The 16,938-nt window shown below is 71.6% G+C and carries 17 protein-coding genes; 10 read left to right on the forward strand and 7 right to left on the reverse strand.

Going from position 1 to position 16,938, the window contains the following annotated elements; translation table 11 throughout:
- Positions 1-41 precede the first annotated feature (41 nt).
- Positions 42-2,267 carry a heavy metal translocating P-type ATPase gene (locus ACIBCM_RS14085; RefSeq protein WP_399243311.1) on the reverse strand — a complete coding sequence of 742 codons (2,226 nt, stop codon included), beginning with the start codon at positions 2,265-2,267 and terminating at the stop codon, positions 42-44.
- A 269-nt stretch (positions 2,268-2,536) separates the two neighbouring features.
- Here ACIBCM_RS14085 and ACIBCM_RS14090 point away from each other — a divergent pair, with 269 nt between their 5' ends.
- Positions 2,537-3,235 carry a copper homeostasis protein CutC gene (locus ACIBCM_RS14090; protein ID WP_399242776.1) on the forward strand — a complete coding sequence of 233 codons (699 nt, stop codon included), beginning with the start codon at positions 2,537-2,539 and terminating at the stop codon, positions 3,233-3,235.
- Between the two features lie 243 nt (positions 3,236-3,478).
- On the forward strand, positions 3,479-4,141 hold the full coding sequence (locus ACIBCM_RS14095) for an HAD family hydrolase (protein WP_399242778.1): 663 nt from the start codon (positions 3,479-3,481) through the stop codon (positions 4,139-4,141).
- Positions 4,142-4,431: 290 nt separating this feature from the next.
- Here ACIBCM_RS14095 and ACIBCM_RS14100 read toward each other — a convergent pair whose 3' ends face one another.
- Both ACIBCM_RS14100 and ACIBCM_RS14105 read right to left on the reverse strand, forming a co-directional pair.
- Positions 4,432-5,766 carry a hypothetical protein gene (locus tag ACIBCM_RS14100; RefSeq protein WP_399243313.1) on the reverse strand — a complete coding sequence of 445 codons (1,335 nt, stop codon included), beginning with the start codon at positions 5,764-5,766 and terminating at the stop codon, positions 4,432-4,434.
- A 25-nt stretch (positions 5,767-5,791) separates the two neighbouring features.
- On the reverse strand, positions 5,792-6,250 hold the full coding sequence (locus ACIBCM_RS14105) for a hypothetical protein (protein WP_399242779.1): 459 nt from the start codon (positions 6,248-6,250) through the stop codon (positions 5,792-5,794).
- A 64-nt stretch (positions 6,251-6,314) separates the two neighbouring features.
- Here ACIBCM_RS14105 and ACIBCM_RS14110 point away from each other — a divergent pair, with 64 nt between their 5' ends.
- The 4 genes from ACIBCM_RS14110 (at position 6,315) to ACIBCM_RS14125 (ending at position 7,943) form a co-directional block, all read left to right on the forward strand.
- On the forward strand, positions 6,315-6,599 hold the full coding sequence (locus tag ACIBCM_RS14110) for a hypothetical protein (protein WP_399242781.1): 285 nt from the start codon (positions 6,315-6,317) through the stop codon (positions 6,597-6,599).
- The gene (locus ACIBCM_RS14115) at positions 6,596-6,955 is read left to right on the forward strand and encodes a DUF6415 family natural product biosynthesis protein (protein ID WP_399242783.1); all 360 of its coding nucleotides are present in this window, start codon (positions 6,596-6,598) and stop codon (positions 6,953-6,955) included. Before ACIBCM_RS14110 ends, ACIBCM_RS14115 begins: the two co-directional genes overlap by 4 nt.
- Entirely contained in the window at positions 6,955-7,284 is a 330-nt protein-coding gene (locus tag ACIBCM_RS14120; RefSeq protein ID WP_399242785.1) for a hypothetical protein, read from the forward strand. The genes ACIBCM_RS14115 and ACIBCM_RS14120 overlap by 1 nt, the downstream gene beginning before the upstream one ends.
- Before the next feature lie 425 nt (positions 7,285-7,709).
- Entirely contained in the window at positions 7,710-7,943 is a 234-nt protein-coding gene (locus tag ACIBCM_RS14125) for a hypothetical protein (protein ID WP_399242787.1), read from the forward strand.
- A 67-nt stretch (positions 7,944-8,010) separates the two neighbouring features.
- Here ACIBCM_RS14125 and ACIBCM_RS14130 read toward each other — a convergent pair whose 3' ends face one another.
- From ACIBCM_RS14130 to ACIBCM_RS14140, 3 genes are all read right to left on the reverse strand, one after another.
- Positions 8,011-8,601, reverse strand: coding sequence for an HD family hydrolase (locus ACIBCM_RS14130; protein ID WP_399242789.1), 591 nt, complete (start codon positions 8,599-8,601; stop codon positions 8,011-8,013).
- Between the two features lie 171 nt (positions 8,602-8,772).
- Complete coding sequence (locus ACIBCM_RS14135; RefSeq protein ID WP_399242791.1) at positions 8,773-9,648, reverse strand: calcium-binding protein; 876 nt, start codon at positions 9,646-9,648, stop codon at positions 8,773-8,775.
- Positions 9,649-9,801: 153 nt separating this feature from the next.
- A complete protein-coding gene (locus tag ACIBCM_RS14140; RefSeq protein ID WP_399242793.1) occupies positions 9,802-11,895 on the reverse strand; it encodes a HelD family protein in 2,094 nt (697 codons plus the stop codon).
- A gap of 680 nt (positions 11,896-12,575) precedes the next feature.
- Here ACIBCM_RS14140 and ACIBCM_RS14145 point away from each other — a divergent pair.
- The 3 genes from ACIBCM_RS14145 to ACIBCM_RS14155 all read left to right on the forward strand — a co-directional run bounded on the left by ACIBCM_RS14145 (position 12,576) and on the right by ACIBCM_RS14155 (position 14,437).
- Positions 12,576-12,770, forward strand: a complete 195-nt coding sequence (locus ACIBCM_RS14145; RefSeq protein WP_399242795.1) for a hypothetical protein — start codon at positions 12,576-12,578, stop codon at positions 12,768-12,770.
- Positions 12,771-13,382: 612 nt separating this feature from the next.
- Positions 13,383-14,117 carry a glycosyltransferase family 87 protein gene (locus tag ACIBCM_RS14150; protein ID WP_399242797.1) on the forward strand — a complete coding sequence of 245 codons (735 nt, stop codon included), beginning with the start codon at positions 13,383-13,385 and terminating at the stop codon, positions 14,115-14,117.
- Positions 14,114-14,437, forward strand: a complete 324-nt coding sequence (locus ACIBCM_RS14155; RefSeq protein WP_399242799.1) for a hypothetical protein — start codon at positions 14,114-14,116, stop codon at positions 14,435-14,437. The genes ACIBCM_RS14150 and ACIBCM_RS14155 overlap by 4 nt, the downstream gene beginning before the upstream one ends.
- Before the next feature lie 158 nt (positions 14,438-14,595).
- Here ACIBCM_RS14155 and ACIBCM_RS14160 read toward each other — a convergent pair whose 3' ends face one another.
- Positions 14,596-16,236, reverse strand: coding sequence for a DNA repair helicase XPB (locus ACIBCM_RS14160; protein WP_399242802.1), 1,641 nt, complete (start codon positions 16,234-16,236; stop codon positions 14,596-14,598).
- Positions 16,237-16,575: 339 nt separating this feature from the next.
- Between ACIBCM_RS14160 and ACIBCM_RS14165 the strand changes: the two genes are divergently transcribed.
- A complete protein-coding gene (locus ACIBCM_RS14165) occupies positions 16,576-16,917 on the forward strand; it encodes a hypothetical protein (protein ID WP_399242804.1) in 342 nt (113 codons plus the stop codon).
- The last annotated feature ends 21 nt before the right edge of the window (positions 16,918-16,938 follow it).

The raw sequence follows: 16,938 nt of genomic DNA on the forward strand, positions 1-16,938 counted from the left end.
CACCCGGGCCCCCGCTCGTGCGCGGCTGCTGCCACAGGCGGCTAGGAAGCCGCCTTGAACCCCCGCAGCCGCAGGCTGTTCCCGACCACGAACACCGACGAGAAGGCCATCGCCGCACCCGCGATCATCGGGCTCAGCAGCCCCATCGCGGCGAGCGGCAGCGCCGCCACGTTGTAGGCGAAGGCCCAGAACAGGTTCGAGCGGATCGTGCCCAGCGTCTTGCGTGCCAGGCGGATCGCGTCCGCCGCCGCCCGCAGGTCGCCCCGTACGAGCGTGAGGTCGCTCGCCTCGATGGCCGCGTCCGTACCCGTGCCCATCGCCAGACCCAGGTCGGCCTGGGCGAGCGCGGCGGCGTCGTTCACACCGTCGCCGACCATGGCGACACTGCGGCCCTCCGCCTGGAGGCGCTTGACGACGTCGACCTTGTCCTCAGGCATGACCTCGGCGATCACCTGGTCGATGCCCACCTCCGCGGCCACCGCCTTGGCGACGGCCTCGTTGTCACCGGTCAGCAGGATCGGGGTGAGCCCGAGGCCCCGCAGCCGGGTGATGGCCTCGGCGCTGGTCTCCTTGACCCCGTCGGCGACCTCCAGGACCGCGCGGGCCTCGCCGTCCCAGGCCACGGTGATGGCGGTACGGCCACCGGCCTCGGCGTCCTCCTTGGCGCGCCGGAGCCCCTCGGGCAGCCGGATCTCCCACTCGGACAGCAGCTTCTCGCGTCCCACCAGCAGGGCGTGGCCCTCGACGATGCCCTGGACACCGAGCCCGGGGATGTTGGCGAAGTCCTCGGGCGCCGGGAGAGCGCCGGTCTTCTGGACGGCACCGGCGGCGACGGCCTGGGCGATGGGGTGCTCGGAGGCGTTCTCCAGCGCGCCGGCCAGCCGCAGGACCTCGTTCTCGTCGGTCGAGTCGGCCGTGTGGACGGCGAGCAGGGTCATCTTGCCGGTGGTGACGGTTCCGGTCTTGTCGAGGACGACGGTGTCGACCTTGCGGGTGGTCTCCAGGACCTCGGGACCCTTGATCAGGATGCCGAGCTGGGCACCGCGGCCCGTACCGACCATGAGGGCGGTCGGGGTCGCGAGGCCGAGGGCGCAGGGGCAGGCGATGATCAGTACGGCGACGGCGGCGGTGAAGGCGGCTGCCCAGCCCTCGCCCATCGCCAGCCAGGTGACCAGCGTGCCCAGCGCCAGCAGGATCACGATCGGCACGAAGACACCGGAGATCTTGTCGGCGAGCCGCTGGGCGGCGGCCTTGCCGTTCTGCGCGTCCTCCACGAGCTTGGCCATCCGGGCGAGCTGGGTGTCCGCGCCGACGCGGGTGGCCTCGACGACGAGCCGGCCGCCGGCGTTCAGGGTGGCACCGGTGACACCGTCGCCCGGGGCGACCTCGACGGGCACGGACTCGCCGGTCAGCATGGAGGCGTCCACGGCGGACGAGCCCTCGACCACGATGCCGTCGGTGGCGATCTTCTCACCGGGGCGTACGAGGAACCGGTCGCCGACCGCCAGCTCGGCGGTGGGGATACGGACCTCCTGGCCGTCCCGCAGTACGGTGACCTCCTTCGCGCCCAGCTCCATCAGGGCCCTGAGCGCGGCGCCCGCCTTGCGCTTGGAACGGGCCTCGAAGTAGCGCCCGGCGAGGATGAAGGCGGTGACGCCCGCGGCGGCTTCCAGGTAGATGTTCGAGGAGCCGTCGCTGCGGGAGATGGTCAGCTCGAAGGGGTGGGTCATTCCGGGCATTCCGGCGTGACCCCAGAACAGCGCGTAGATCGACCACGCGAACGCGGCCGTCGTACCGACCGAGATCAGGGTGTCCATGGTGGCCGCGCCGTGGCGGAGGTTCTTCCAGGCGGCGCGGTGGAAGGGCCAGCCCGCGTAGACGACGACGGGGGCGGCGAGGGTGAGTGAGAGCCACTGCCAGTACTGGAACTGGAGGGCGGGGATCATCGCCATCGCGATGACGGGCACGGACAGGACGAGGGCGGTGATCAGGCGCTCCCGCAGGGTCCGCAGCTCGCTGTCGTCCTCCTCTTCCTCCTCCTGGGCGCCTTCGGGTCCGCCGGGGCCGGGCGCGGCGGCCTGACGCTTCGGCCGGGGCTCGGCGGCGGTGTATCCGGTGGCTTCGACGGTCCCGATGAGATCCTGTACGGAGACGTCCTCGCTGAAGGTGACCTTCGCCTTCTCGGTGGCGTAGTTCACCGTCGCCTCGACGCCGTCCATACGGTTGAGCTTCTTCTCGATACGGGATGCACAGGAGGCGCACGTCATCCCGCCGATGGCGAGTTCGACCTCTTTGTGGGTGGCTGTGTGCGCCACGATTCCTCCCTGTCCGGTGCCTGATACCCCTGGGGGGTATCTCGTCTCGCTTTCATATATACCCCCTCTAGGTATAACGCGCAAGTCCGGATCTCTGTGATGTGGGGGTCTTCTCATCGGCCCGCTGATGCGTCGCGGCAGCGTGCGCATTACTCTGGCATTGGACTAGACCTATCTGTCGTCCCTTGTCGTCGCCGCCGTGCCAGGAGGATTGGGTTCACATGAGCAACCGTGCAGTCCTGGAGGTGATCGCCCTGGACGCCGGGGACGCGGTCGCCGCCCGGTCCGGAGGGGCGGACCGGCTGGAGCTGGTCACCGACATCGCGGCGGACGGACTCACTCCGTCGCGGGAGACCTTCGCCCGGATCCGCGCCGCGGTCGACATCCCCCTGCGCACGATGCTCCGGCTGGCCGACGGCTTCTCGGCGGGTACGCCCGGAGACGTCGAGGCCCTTCTGGAGGCCGCGGCGGGCCTTCGGGCGGAGGGCGCCGAGGAGTTCGTCCTCGGCTTCCTCGACGACTCCGGCGGCCCCGACGTGGCGACCCTGGAGCGGATCCTCGCGGAGGTGCCCGGCTGCCGCTGGACCTTCCACCGCGCCATCGACCGTACCGCCGACCGGGACGCCCTGCGCAAGCAGCTCGCGGATCTGCCGGGCCTCGACACCTATCTCACGGCGGGCTCGGCGGAGGGGGTGGACGACGGACTCGACACCCTCGTCGCGGAAGCGGGCCGCAAGGGCGAACCCGGTTACGAGCCCTGCCTCCTCGTCGGCGGCGGCCTCCGCCTGGACCACCTCCCCGCTCTGCTCGCCGCGGGCATCGACGCCGTCCACATCGGCGGCGCGGCCCGGCCGGGCGGCTGGACGGGCCCGGTCAGCGCGGACGCGGTACGGGAGTGGCGACGCGCGATCGACGCGTGATACGGGCAGGTGCGCGGGCAGCGCTGTCCGGCCGGGCCGGATGATCGATGAGATGGCCCCCGGCGCTAGTGCTGTGACCGGAAAGGTTCACCGGCCCGCGACGCCCTGCACGGCACTTCGCTGCGTTGTCGGACCGCGCGAGTACGGCGAGTACGAGCTGCGGACCTCCGCCTTGCGCTGCACCGCACCGGACGCCGCGGGCCCACGGCAAACCTTTCCGGCCACAGCACTAGGCTGCCGGGCATGCCATCGAACCCCGTGGAACTGGTGATCTTCGACTGTGACGGCGTCCTCGTGGACAGCGAGCCGATCTACGTCGAGGTGGACGCGGTGATCATGGCCGACATGGGTGTTCCGTTCACCGAGGCGGAGATCATCGAACACTTCGTCGGCTCCTCCACCGAGACCTACACGGCCATCGTGGAGGAACGCCTCGGCCGCCCCCTGGAGAAGGGCTGGCACCAGCCGTACGAGCACCTCTACGAGGCGGCCTTCCTGGACCGGCTCACCGAGGTCGACGGCATCACGGAGACCCTGGCCCGCCTCACCACGCCCTTCTGCCTCGCCTCCAACAGCACCCACGACAGCATCAGGCGCAGCCTGGAGATCACCGCGCTGACCCCCCACTTCGAGGGCCGTGTCTTCAGCGCCACCGACGTCCCCCGGGGCAAGCCCGCCCCCGACCTCTTCCTCCACGCCGCCGCCACCCTCGGCGTCGCCCCGGCCGACTGCGCGGTCGTCGAGGACAGCCCCTACGGCGTCCAGGCCGCCCGCGCCGCCGGCATGCGCGTCTTCGGCTACGCGGGCGGCCTCATCCCGGCGACCCGCCTCCAGGGCCCGAACACGGTCATCTTCGACGACATGCGTTCCCTTCCCGACCTCTTGACGGCTCGGTCACTGGCGTGAGCGGCGCCCCCTTTCCGGGTCGGGCAGGGGTGCTTCGTCGTGTTGTCGCCGTCGTCAGGGGTCACGCGGGGTCGTCTGGCGCACATCTGATCGGTTTCTAGTGCTGTGGCCGGAAAGGTTTGCCGTGGGCCCGCGGCGTCCGGTGCGGTGCAGCGCAAGGCGGAGGCCCGCAGCCCGTACTCGCCGTACTCGCGCGGTCCGGCAACGCAGCTGGGGGCACCTCCGGGCCGCCAGGCCCAGGGGGAGCCGTGCAGGGCGTCGCGGGCCGGTGAACCTTTCCGGTCACAGCACTAGGCCCCGAGCGCGTCGATCAGGTGGTCGTCGAGGTCGGCGAACCAGCCCTCACGCCGCCATGGCCGCAAGCCGGCACGGGCCCGGCGCAGACGGGCCGAGGCGACGCGGCCGCCGGTCGCAGATGCCGCATCGATGCAACCGTGCAGCAGCTCGGCAGCTGCCTGCGGCTCGTCAAGGCGGATCCGGGCGAGCGCCTGGTCAGTCAACACGATCGCCCGCTGCACCCGCTCGCGTGGACCCTGGAGCGCTGCGGCCGACTGCGCGAAGTAGTCGTGCGCGGCAGAGGGGTTGCCCACGTACAGTGCGGTCACGCCCTCGAATCCGCGCAGGTGCGCGGGGGTGAACGACTCCTGCGCCGGGTCGCAGTCGCCGTCCATGTCGTACCACGCGAGTGCGAGTGCGGCCTGTGCGTGACGCTCGGCACCCGCGCGGGCGGCGATCTCGGCTTGCAGGGCGTGGGCTCGGGCGCGGACCCTGGCGCTTTCGCCGACGCGTGCGTCGCGCACCGCTGCGTCGACGAGGCGTTGTGCCGCGTCGGTGCCCGGTGTGGAGTACAGGGTGACCAGCGCGTGACTCATGTGGACGACGGCTCGTCGCCATGGCGCTCCGGTACTGCCGGCTGCGGTGGTCGCTTCGGCGTACAGTGCCCGCGATGCCTGGTCGTCGCGTGTCTCGAACGCGGCCCGGCCGGCGAGGGTGTACGCCTGTGCGGCGACCGTTTGCAGGGCGGGCAGCAGCGGTTCAGGAACGGCCGCGGTGAGGAGTCGGCGGCACGAGTCGACGATCGGGGCGAGGAGCAGCTGCACGCGTACGAATGGCAGGCTGCCGACCTGGTTGTTCACGTCCCGGACGGCGGTCCGCATCGCGTCGAGCAGTCCCTCGTCGAGTCGGGCGGGGTCGGTGAGGGCGGCTGCCAGGCCGAGCTGTGTCGAGGGTCCGAGGAGTGCGAGCAGTCCGCCGCCGCTGTCGGTCGCCGTCCGAAGGAGCAGGGTGCGCAACTCGGCAAGGCGCCGCTCGCTCTCGCCGAGGTGCGCGAGCGCGTCGAGGAGTCGGCAGAAGTCGGACGCGGCGCCGAGGGAGGTCTGCCCGTCAGGCCTTCGGGCGTACAGGTGGGCAAGCAGCAGTTGGTAGCGCTCGCTGGGCAGGGTCGGCGCGTTCGACTCCCACCGCGCGACGGATCGCTGCACGCTGGCGACGCTGGAGTCGAGCGGCTGCCCGAGGGCCGCCGCTGTGCCGATGATGGCTCGTGCGGTATCTGCAAGGGACCACCCGCGGGCGCGGCGCAGCCGCTTGAGTGTGGCAGCGCCGGCGAGTTTGTCGTGCGCGCTCATGTCCTCATGATGCACGCTCCGTAGTTCATACGGGCACGATCAGTCGCGGTTTCCCCTGTGAGGCTGCATAGTCCAGGGTCTGCCAGGTGCCCGAGGCTGCCTCGCTCCGGTCGAGCGGGAAGCCGATCACCATCTGCGCGCGGTCGACCATGTATCCGTTCCTCGCGTGGTAGGCGGGCGTGCGCAGGTCGGCGGCGCCGAGTTCGACGATCCTGGCGATCCGGTCGCGGCACCGCTCGATCGCCTGCCGCGCCTCGGCCGGCTGCTGCGCGACGGTTCCGGGAACGACGATGGTGATCCGCGACGTCGAGTTCCCCGCGAGCCACAGCAGGGTGAGGCTGTCGATCCCGATCGCGCCGCCGATGAAGAAGTGGGCGCCGTCGGTCGCCCACGGGCCGAGGAAGGTGCCGAACCGTTCGGCATACCATCCGGGTTCGCGATGTCCGGTCTGCCGCGTACCGGTAATCGCTACAGCCAGTGCCACTGATCAACTCCGTGTCATAGGTTGTCAGATCCCGCGACCGCACGTCCTGCGGTGGGATCGGGGCATGGACGCGATGACCGCCTCAGCCATTCTGGCCGCCCAACTCGCGGCACGCGGGTTGTATGTGACCGAACACGACGGTGCCCTGAACGTGACCAACCCCCTCCACCCCCTCATCGCTGAGACCGTCACCGCTCACGGCGACAGCTACCTCACCGAGTACGGATACGAGATCGGCGAGCACGGCGATGAGCTCGCGACCGCCGGCCGGGTCGCCTTCCTCCTCGGGCTGCCCCGTACACCCCAGCGTGCCCCCCGGGACCCCGGCTTCCGGAAGGTCGCAGCATGACACGCACGAACAGCGCCGTCGACGACGTGCAGCACCTCATCACGGAAGCGCTCAGCGCCACCGGTCACCTGCCGCCCCCAACCCGCCTGATCGAGCTGGACGAGCAACTGCGCGCCGAGGTCAAACGCCTCGTCGACATCGTGCAGGCGAAAGCAGCCAAGGCAGAACCCCATTCACGGTCCTGGCACGTACTGCGCACCGAACTCGGCAGGGCTGGCGACGCTCTGACGACGGCGTTGCCGCAGGGCCCCCTCGCAGGCTCGCTACACGTGGCCGAACTGGCCCGGCGAGCCTGCGCCCTGAGGCAGGCCGAGGGACACCCTGCGAGCGCCGCACCGCCCTCTGGGGTGGCGTGATGGAGATGCAGACCTGGCGGAACGCCTTGGCCACAGCTCAGACCGCATCCCGCGCGCTCCAGGCCGCACTTGCCGGCCTCGGGATCCCGGAACGGGCGTGCCCGTTGATCCGGCCGGTGGTGTCCACGTCCGGCAGGGCCTACGTCGAGGTCGGATTGCTCCGCCCGGAGGTCGCGGAACACGTCGCCGAGGCCCTGCGCCTGTGGGCCGTCCGCCCACCCCCGCCCTCGTCCGGCCCCACCGAACTGCGGTGGCTGGACACCGGATCCGGGCCCGGGGCCATGGTCCCCGTCACCCCGACCGCGCCCGACGGGGACGTTCCCGCCTGAGACCGCCGCCCGCGGCCCCGCACTCACCGCGGGCGGCCCCCGGGCCCCGGCCTGCCACCCCCTTGTACCGGCAGACCGGGGCCCACTCCACGACCGCACCCAGGAACCGAGACGACCATGACCCACCGCATCCGCCGCACCCTGCGGAACCTGCGCGCGTTACTCACCCCCAGGCACCACCGCCCGACGGGCGCCACAACCACCCACCCCGCCACCCCACCACCCGCAACCCATTCCCGGACCCCGCCCCGGACGGCACCCACCCGGACCGAAGCCCGCACGGGCTCACGCGAGCACTCCGGGACCACCCTTCACCCCTGGACCCCCAGACCGCGGCGGCTCCTCATCGAACCCCACGGACCCCACCTCACCAGCCCCGCACCCGTCAGAACCACCCGGAACGGAACCGGACGCGGGTGGGCACAATGACCCGCGAAGGACTCACCCACAACCCCAGCAAACCCACCGGCGGAAACTGCCACACCTGCGGACGCCACTCCACCGCCGCCATCGAAATCGGCTACACCCCCCACCCCCACGGCCCCGGAACCACCCACTACACCTGCCCCCAACACGCCACAGCCCGCCCCCCAGGCCCCACCCCCGACGAACTCCCCACCCCGGCGAAACCACCCACCCACACCCCACCCATCACCTGAACACGAACGAAGCCCGCGATGGCCGCACTCACCAGTCGATGCCACTCGCCGCCGGGCCGAGCCTCCGCTACCGCAGGAAGGTGCGCTGCCACTCGGCGGACGACAGGCCCGTGGCCGCCGCCGCCAGAGCCCGGCCGCTGTCGGTCTTCAGGCGGGCGCGGGTGCTGTCCACCCATTCCTGTGCGTTCCGGTAGCCCTGCTCCAGGTACTCCATGCCCTGGAGCATGCACTCCAGCAGGTCCGCGTCGTGAGCGACTCGGACTTCGGGGGAGTCGCCGTTCTCGTACTCGGCGACGATCGCCTTGATGCCCTCCGCGACGACGGGGTACGCGTCGGCCACCTGATCCGCGGTCACCGTTTCGTTCGGGGCGGCCTTGATATAGCGCCGGCCGATCCAGGGGATGTCCCCGACGCGGGTCTCCTGGGTGTCGTGGAACGTGCACAGGAGAGCGACCTTCGCGGGGTCCGCGCCTTCCATCATGGCCAGGACGGCGCCGACCACGGCGGTGCGGAAGCTGTGTTCGGCGATGGTCTCGGGGTCCTTGACACCGGCGATCCACCAGCCGGTCCGCTTGGCACGCTTGAGGGTGCCGGTCTCCAGCAGATAGCCGACGGTTCCTTTGGCTTCACGGTCGTCGGTCACATCGTCGTCCCTCACGCCGTCGTCCCTTCAAGCGGATCAGCTGCCGAGCTTCAGAACGTAGTGCACCCCCCGAGCCGCGCACCGGGGAACGCGAGGGTCCAGGGGGGCGCGAAGCAGCGCGCCGGGAACGGCAACGGCCGCCCCCCGTGGTGTGGTTCGGGGAGCGGCCGGAACGGTGCTACGGGGTCAGCGGACGTCGACGAAGTCGCCCGCGGTGAGGACCGGGGCGATCCCCGGGGCGCCCTTGTAGTTGTAGCGCCAGTAACCGTCGGTGGTCGCCTTGACCGTCGTCTTCAGGTTGCCCTTGGCGTCGGTCTTCACGGTCTTGACGCGCGAGTAGGCCTTGGCGCCCTTCTTGCGGAACTCCAGCACGACCGACTGGCCGGAGTAGCCGGAGTACGTCTCCCGGTCCCAGTTGACGATCCGCTGGGTGCCGGTGATCGTGAGCGTCTTGTTCTTCTTGACCGGCTCGGGCGCCGCGTTCACGGTGAGCCGGGTGTCCCGCAGCACGGAGAACGACTTGGCGTTGTCGATGACGGTCGCCCCGAGTGCGTCACCCGAGAGGGCGCCGATCTGGGTCTTCCAGGTGCCCGCCCAGCGGTTCTCCAGGTCGAGCCAGGGGATGACCGTGTAGTCGGAACGACAGACGGGAGCGGCCCCCGTGCAGTTCTTGGCGTAGAACTCGTCGGCGAGGAAGAAGGCGTCGGTGGTGTCGGGGTTCGTGCCCGCCCACGGAATGGCGAAGCCCTCCTGGATGCCGGAGGGAGAGGTGGCCTTGAAGGTCACGGTGAACTTCTTGTCGGCGAGGCCGACGACGAGCGGCTTGCCACCGTTGACGATGACGTTCGAGATCGTCGGGTTCGGGTTGGCGGCGATCCTCGCCTTCGCAGAAGCGCCCGAGCGCTGCTTGGCCCTCGCCTCGGCGACGGCGTCGGCGCGGAGCTTCTCGGCGGCGGCCCGGTCCGGCCGCGGCGTCTCGTCCGCCTGGACGGCGGGTGCGGCCAGGGTGGTCAGTGCCAGCACGCCGGTGGTCACGGCGACGGCTGATGCACGGAAGCGCATATGTTCCCCAGTTTTCAGATCGGGGCGCCGAGACGCGGAGTACGCGTCGTCGAGGCGCCCAGAGGTCTGTGTCGCTGTTCCAGACACGGGGGAAGGGTGAATGGTTGCGCCGGAAGACTGAGATTCTGTGCACTCGCTGTGAAGCCCGGGCGGCTACGCGGGTGCGGCGCGCCGTTCTCCAGTCCGGTTGTTGGGCTGCTGCCCGGCCCCCTCGTCGGACCGTTCCCCGGGCCGGTCGCCGGCCCCCTCGTCGGGCCGTCCCTCGGCCCCCTCCCCGCTCCGGTCGCCGAGCGCCGCCGGCAGCGGGCCCTGGTGGAGCACCGTAAGCCCGGAGACCGCCCGTGTCAGGGCCACGTACAGCCGGCGCAGCCCGGTCCGCTCGTCCGGCTCGCCCGCGACGAGAGACGCCGGGTCGTCCAGGACGACGTAGTCGTACTCAAGTCCCTTCGCCAGGGACGCCGGGACGAGGGTCAGCCGGGACTCGGCCGTCGTCTCCGTGCCGGGGGAGAGATGGGGGAGCGATGCGGCGGTGAGGGCGGACGCCAGCGCCGCCACCCGCGCGTCCGCCGCGATCAGACCGATCGAGCCCTCCCTGAGCAGGGACTCCCGGCAGGCCGCGAGGACCGCCGCGTCCAGTTCGCCGGGCCCGCCGGGCACCTCGCGGACCTCCAGCGAGCCGGGGGACTCGCGTACCGAGGTGACGGCCATCAGGCCGGGGGACATATGCGGAAGGAGCCGGGAGGCGTACGCGATGACCTCGCGCGGCACCCGGAATCCGGCGGTCAGCTCCTCCAGGGCCGCGTCGGGCTTGCCCAGATGGGACAGGGCCTCGCGCCAGCTCGCGGTCGCCCACGGTGTGGTGCCCTGCGCCAGATCGCCCAGCACGGTCGCCGAACCCGTCGTACAGCGCCGCCCCACCGCCCGGTACTGCATCGGCGACAGGTCCTGTGCCTCGTCGAGGACGACATGCCCGAGCGAACGGGTCCGCTGCACCAGATCCGCCGCCTCGTCGATCAGGACGGCGTCGGCCGGGGACCACCGGGCGCTCCGGATCCCGCGCGGGGGCTTGGCCCACAGGATCGTCCGCTGCTCCTCCGCGCTCAGCAGGCCATCCGCGTGCGCGGCCAGGAACTCCGGGGCGGAGAGCAGCCGGAGCACCAGCTTCGCCGGGTCCACCGGCGGCCACAGCGCCTTGACGGCCGCCTTCACGGCGGGATTGCGGGCCACGGCGTCCTGCACGCGGTCGTCGGGTGCCTCGCCCGCCTGCTCCATGCGTACGAGCACGGAGTGGGCGATCCGCTGCGGAAGGGCCTCGCGGGCGGCGCCGTAGCGGATGTCCCGCGCCAGCAGTTCGCGGACGATCTCCTCCACCTCGTACGCCGGGATCCGCCACCGACGGGACCCGCGGACGACGACGACCGGCTCGGTCGGCAGCGTGACATGGGAGTGGAGCGCGCGGCGCAGCACCTCCGCCATACGGGCGTCGCCCTTGATGACCGCCGCGGCGGGCGCGTCGGTGCCGCGCACCTCGACATGCGCCACCAGGTCGTCGACCGTGGCCTGCCCGACCTCCAGCTCGCCCAGCGCGGGCAGGACCTGCTCGATGTAGTGGAGGAAGGAGCGGTTGGGCCCGATGACCAGGGTGCCGGTGCGGGCCAGCCGCTCCCGGTGGGCGTACAGCAGATAGGCGACCCGGTGCAGCCCGACCGCGGTCTTGCCGGTGCCGGGTCCGCCCTGCACACAGAGGGTGCCGCCGAGCCCGGACCGTACGATCTCGTCCTGTTCCGGCTGGATGGTGGCGACGATGTCCCGCATCGGGCCGACGCGCGGGCGTTCGATCTCCCGCTGGAGGAGCCTGCCGGCGCCCGCGGTCCCGGCGTCCGCCGGGTCGCTCAGACGCTCGTCCTCGTACGCGGTGAGATCGCCGCCGGTGTAGCCGAACCGCCGCCGGAGCCCGATGTCCAGAGGGTCCTTCCGTGACGCCCGGTAGAACGGCTGGGACACGGGCGCCCGCCAGTCCACGACCATCGGGTCCCCGTGCCCATCGTGGACATGGCGGCGGCCGATATAGAAGTTGTGGCCCTCGTGGACACCGCGCAGATAGTCGAGGCGGCCGAAGAAGAGGGGGGTGTGGGCGAGATCGGCCAGTTCCTTGATCCGCGCCTCCGTCCGGGCCTCCAGCACCTGCGCGTTGACCCAGTTCGCGGTGACGTCCCGGATGTCGAGGGCCTGCACCTCCTGGCGCATGGTGCGCAGGGCCGCGCGTGACGCGGACAGATGGGAACGTTCCCGGGCAAGCGGGTCGTCGGATACGGGTCGGGGGGCGTGCGCGGGCACAGGTTGCCTCCGGCGGGGCTGCGATCGGGGATCAGGGCAAGGCGATAACCGGCCGGTTTCCGTCCGGGCGGTGGCGCTCCCCTGCGGGAGGCGGGCAAGACGGAGGAGTCTAGTCCAGTACGCCGGACGGGAACGAACGGTTTTCCCGGGGGGCCTTGGGCCGGCGCGGGCCTGCTCCGGCCTGCGGGGGCCGTCGTGGGCCGACTGCGGGCGTGCGGGGGCTCGTACGGCCACGAGCCATGAACACGAGCATGATCCTGGAGCCCCGGGATGAGTCCGGGGAGGGCCCCGGATGAGTCATGTGTACGGAGAGCCCGCGCGGGGGCGGGGAGAGCCCGGGTGTGGAGGGGCGGGCGGCGCCGGAAGCGGGTCCGGGAGGCTCCGCCCCCCCGGGGGCCGATCATGGGCGCGGGAGGCCAAGTGCCGGACGGACCAGGGGAAAGAGCCCGCGGTGCCTCGGGAGGACCCGGGCTCCTCCTGAGGTGCCGCTCCCGTAGGGGACGCCGTATGCCTGGAGTCGTACCCGGGCCCGCGCGGGGTTCCGTCCAAGGACCGATGTATCCGGACGCCCCGGAATCCATCATGGATACATGAGTACGACAGCATTCACCCCGACAGCCAAGATCCCCCGACCCCGGCCCCACCAGGGCGCCACCGCGACCGGTGTCCCGCACGGACCGCACCACGTGGGCAACGCCCTGCGCGCGGTCAAGGTGTTCGCCACCGCGATCTTCAGCGTGGCGGTCCTGGGGGAGTACGCGGAGGAGGCGGGCGTGCGCCGCTGAGCCCGGGGCCCGGACCGCGCGCCCGCGCCGAAGCACCCCGCACCGAGGAGCCTCGGCCCGCTTCCGTAGCGGCCCTCCGCGGGTACGCCCGCACCGACCCGGCCGACCGCACCGGCCCCGCCGACCTCGACGGCCCACCCGCCGACCGCCACGACCCACCGACCCGTCGGCCGTCCCGGCCAACTCGATCCCGACCCTGACCAAGACCGCGCCCCGACCGACTCGGCCGACCAGACAACATCCCACCCGTACCGGATCGGCCCGTACCGGAGTCACCGGTACCGATACGGCCCGCGCCGGAGCCATCCGTACCGATACGGCCCGCACCAGAGCCATCCGTACTGATACCGCCCGCGCCGGAGCCATCCGTACTGATACCGCCCGCCCCGGACAGCCCCGGCCCTTCACGGCGCGCTTCCCCGGGAGCCCGCCCGTCCCGGAGCCCCGCCCCTCGCCGGGCAGGCGCCCCGCCGGACGAGAACTCGCACAGGGCCCGCACAGGACCCCCGCCGCATGGATCACCCACCGGGCAGGATCCGGACGGGACCCTCCCGACGGTCCACGGAACCCCGGTGATCCACTAGTAGGGTCGCGGCCGTGACGTACCGGACCGTGAGCATTCGATCACTCACCATCGTCTCCGCCCTCGCCCTGGCGGCTCTGTGCACCGCCCAGCGCGTCCCCATGGCCGGGACCCTCGCGTACGGCTTCACCGTCACCGGAGGGCAACTGCCCACCGGCCATCCGCCCTTCGCCGCGATCCTCCTCGTACCGGCGACCTGGCTGCCCGCCGCCGCGCTCAAGGTCGTGTTCATCGCGGGGAACGCGCTGCTCCTCGCCCTGCTCGTACGGCTCTGCTGCCGCTTCGCGGGGCTGAGCGCACCCGTGCCCGTACTCCTCGCCGCCCTCGCCGCCGGCACCTGGCTCGAACCGGACTTCACCCTCGCGCTCGTCTGTCTCGTGCTGTGGGACCTCTCGCGCGACGAGCGGGCCATCGGCAAGGGCTTCGCGCTCGGCGTCGCGGCCGGGGTCGCCCTCACGCCCGCCGTCTTCATCCTCCATCTGGTGTTCACCGGCCGGGTGCGGGCCTCGCTCACCGCCGTCGCCTCGCTCACCGCCACCGTGCTGCTGGGAGCGCTCGTCCTGCCGCGCGCCAGCGCGGACTTCTGGGGCCGCCGGGTCCTCGACACGCTCGGGGCGGGCGCCGGGGGCGCGCACCAGCTGGCGTGGTGCGTTCCCCTGCTGGCGGTGCTGTGGCTGAGTAGCCGTACTCATACCCTGGTCCGCGGAATTGAGCCGTCCGACCGACGCGCCGGGCCCGGGCGCCGGGCTTGGATGAACACATGACGACAACCGGCACCCCCGCGTCCCAGACCACGAGCAACACCACGGTGATCCGTGTGATCGCCGGTACCGGCATGCTGTTCCTGATCGGGGCGTGGGTGCTGTCCGCGGCGCTCGCCCTGGTCGACGCCCATGACACCGACGGCACCGCGGGCCCCCTCGTCAGCGCCGGGTTCACGGTGCTGTGGCCCGCGGCGATCGCGGGGCTGGCCGCGCTGTTCCTGCCCGCGGGGACGATGACGGCCAGGGTGCGCGGCTGGATCACCGCGATCCAGTACGCGCTGACCGTGGCCGCGCCCGTACTCGTGGCCCTGGACGCCTGAGCCCCGGCGCACCCGCGCTCCGGTGCGGCGCCGCCCCTGACCTCGTACGCCCTCTGACCTCGTACGCACACGCGCACCTGACCTCGTACGCGGATGCGTACCCGACCTCGTGCACACCTGACCTCGTACGCACCCCCGCGGTCGCGGGCCGCCCCTCCTCAGGAACCCAGCAGCTCGTCCGCGTCCACGATCCGGTACGCGTACCCCTGCTCCGCCAGGAACCGCTGCCGGTGTGCCGCGAAGTCCTGGTCGATGGTGTCGCGGGCGACGACGGAGTAGAAGCGGGCCTCGTGCCCGTCCGCCTTCGGACGCAGTACGCGGCCGAGCCGCTGCGCCTCCTCCTGCCGGGAGCCGAAGGTGCCCGACACCTGGATGGCGACGGTGGCCTCCGGCAGATCGACGGAGAAGTTCGCCACCTTGGACACCACGAGCACGGAGATCTCGCCCTGCCGGAACGCCTCGAACAGCTTCTCCCGCTGGGCGTTCGACGTCTCGCCCTTGATGACCGGCGCGTTCAGATGCTCGCCCAGCTCGTCGAGCTGGTCGATGTACTGGCCGATGACGAGGGTCTGCTCGCCCCGGTGCCGGGCGACCAGGGCCTCGGCCACCTTGCGCTTGGTCTCGGTGGTGGCGCAGAAGCGGTACTTCTCCTCCGTCTCGGCGGTGGCGTACGCGAGCCGCTCGGAGTCGGTGAGATTGACCCGTACCTCCACACAGTCCGCGGGGGCGATGTACCCCTGCGCCTCGATCTCCTTCCAGGGGGCGTCGAAGCGCTTGGGGCCGATGAGCGAGAAGACGTCCGACTCGCGGCCGTCCTCCCGGACGAGCGTGGCCGTCAGACCGAGCCGCCGCCGCGCCTGGAGATCGGCGGTGAACTTGAAGACGGGCGCGGGCAGCAGATGCACCTCGTCGTAGACGATCAGACCCCAGTCGCGGGAGTCGAACAGCTCCAGATGCGGATAGACGCCCTTCCGTCTGGTGGTCAGCACCTGGTAGGTGGCGATGGTGACCGGCCGGATCTCCTTGCGCGTACCGCTGTACTCGCCGATCTCGTCCTTGGTCAGCGAGGTCCGTCTCACCAGCTCGTGCTTCCACTGCCGGGCGGAGACCGTGTTGGTGACCAGGATCAGGGTCGTGGCCTTCGCCTGGGCCATCGCCCCCGCCCCGACGAGGGTCTTGCCCGCGCCGCAGGGCAGGACGACGACGCCCGAGCCGCCGTGCCAGAACCCCTCGACGGCCTGCTTCTGATACGGGCGCAGGGCCCAGCCGGACTCGTCGAGATCGATGCGGTGGGCCTCGCCGTCGACATAGCCCGCGTGGTCCTCGGCGGGCCAGCCCAGCCTCAGCAGCGTCTGCTTGATCTGACCGCGCTCGGAGGGGTGCACGGCGACCGTGTCGGGGTCGAGCCGCGCGCCCACCAGCGGCTGGACCTTCTTCGAGCGGAGGATCTCCTCCAGCACGGGCCGGTCGGTCGTCGTCAGCACCAGACCGTGGGTGGGGTGCTTGGAGAGGGTGAGACGGCCGTAGCGGGCCATCGTCTCGGCGACGTCGACCAGCAGCGCGTGCGGCACGGGGTACCGGCTGAACTCGACGAGCGCGTCCACGACCTGCTCGGCGTCGTGCCCGGCCGCCCGCGCGTTCCACAGGCCGAGCGGGGTCACCCGGTAGGTGTGGATGTGCTCAGGCGCGCGCTCCAGCTCGGCGAAGGGCGCGATGGCGCGCCGGCACGCGTCGGCCTGCTCGTGGTCGACCTCCAGAAGGAGGGTTTTGTCGCTCTGGACGATGAGGGGTCCGTTCACACCGCGCCCTTTCGGTCGGTCAAACCTCCAGTGTGCCGTACTCGCCCCGCTCGCCCGCCGGCACAGCAGCCCCGGGTGCCCGGGACGGCCTGAACGGATCGGGCCGAGGGGCGTCCGGGGTGCCCTGAGTAGCGGGCGGCGGAAGGATTGAGTACGCGTACGGTGCCGTGCGGCGGCCCGGTGCGATGTCCTGGGGTCATGACGAACCAGTGGATTCCGTACGGGTACGACAGGCCCTCCGGATACAACCCGCCCGCCGGGGGCTTCGGGCCATCCGGTTCGTCCGGTCCGCCTCCGCCGCCCGGGTGGTCCGGTCCGTCTGGTCCGTCCGGTCCGTCCGTGCCTTCCCAGGGGGGCGCCGGCGATCTGCCGGACGAGCGCTGGTGGCAGGTACCGGCGGTCTGTACCCCGCTGGCGGTACTGCTGGCCTTCATCGACTTCCGTACGACCGAGGCGGGCTTCCCCGGGGTACTGGCGCTGGGCTATCTCGTACCGTTCGCCCTGGTGGCGGCGAGCTGGCTGCTCGGCAGGACCATGCGGCGCCGCAGGACCCGGACGGTGCTCGCGGCCCTCGGCTGTGTGCTCGCGTACTTCTACACCAAGGGGCTTCTGCTGATCCTGGCCCTGGTCTGGTTGGGGAGCATCTTCCTGAAGGTCGTCGAGGCGACGTTCACCGGGTAGTCCGGTACCTCAGTGGTCCGG

This window comes from Streptomyces sp. NPDC051018 (assembly GCF_044456085.1).
In the GTDB taxonomy this organism is placed as follows: Bacteria; Actinomycetota; Actinomycetes; order Streptomycetales; family Streptomycetaceae; genus Streptomyces.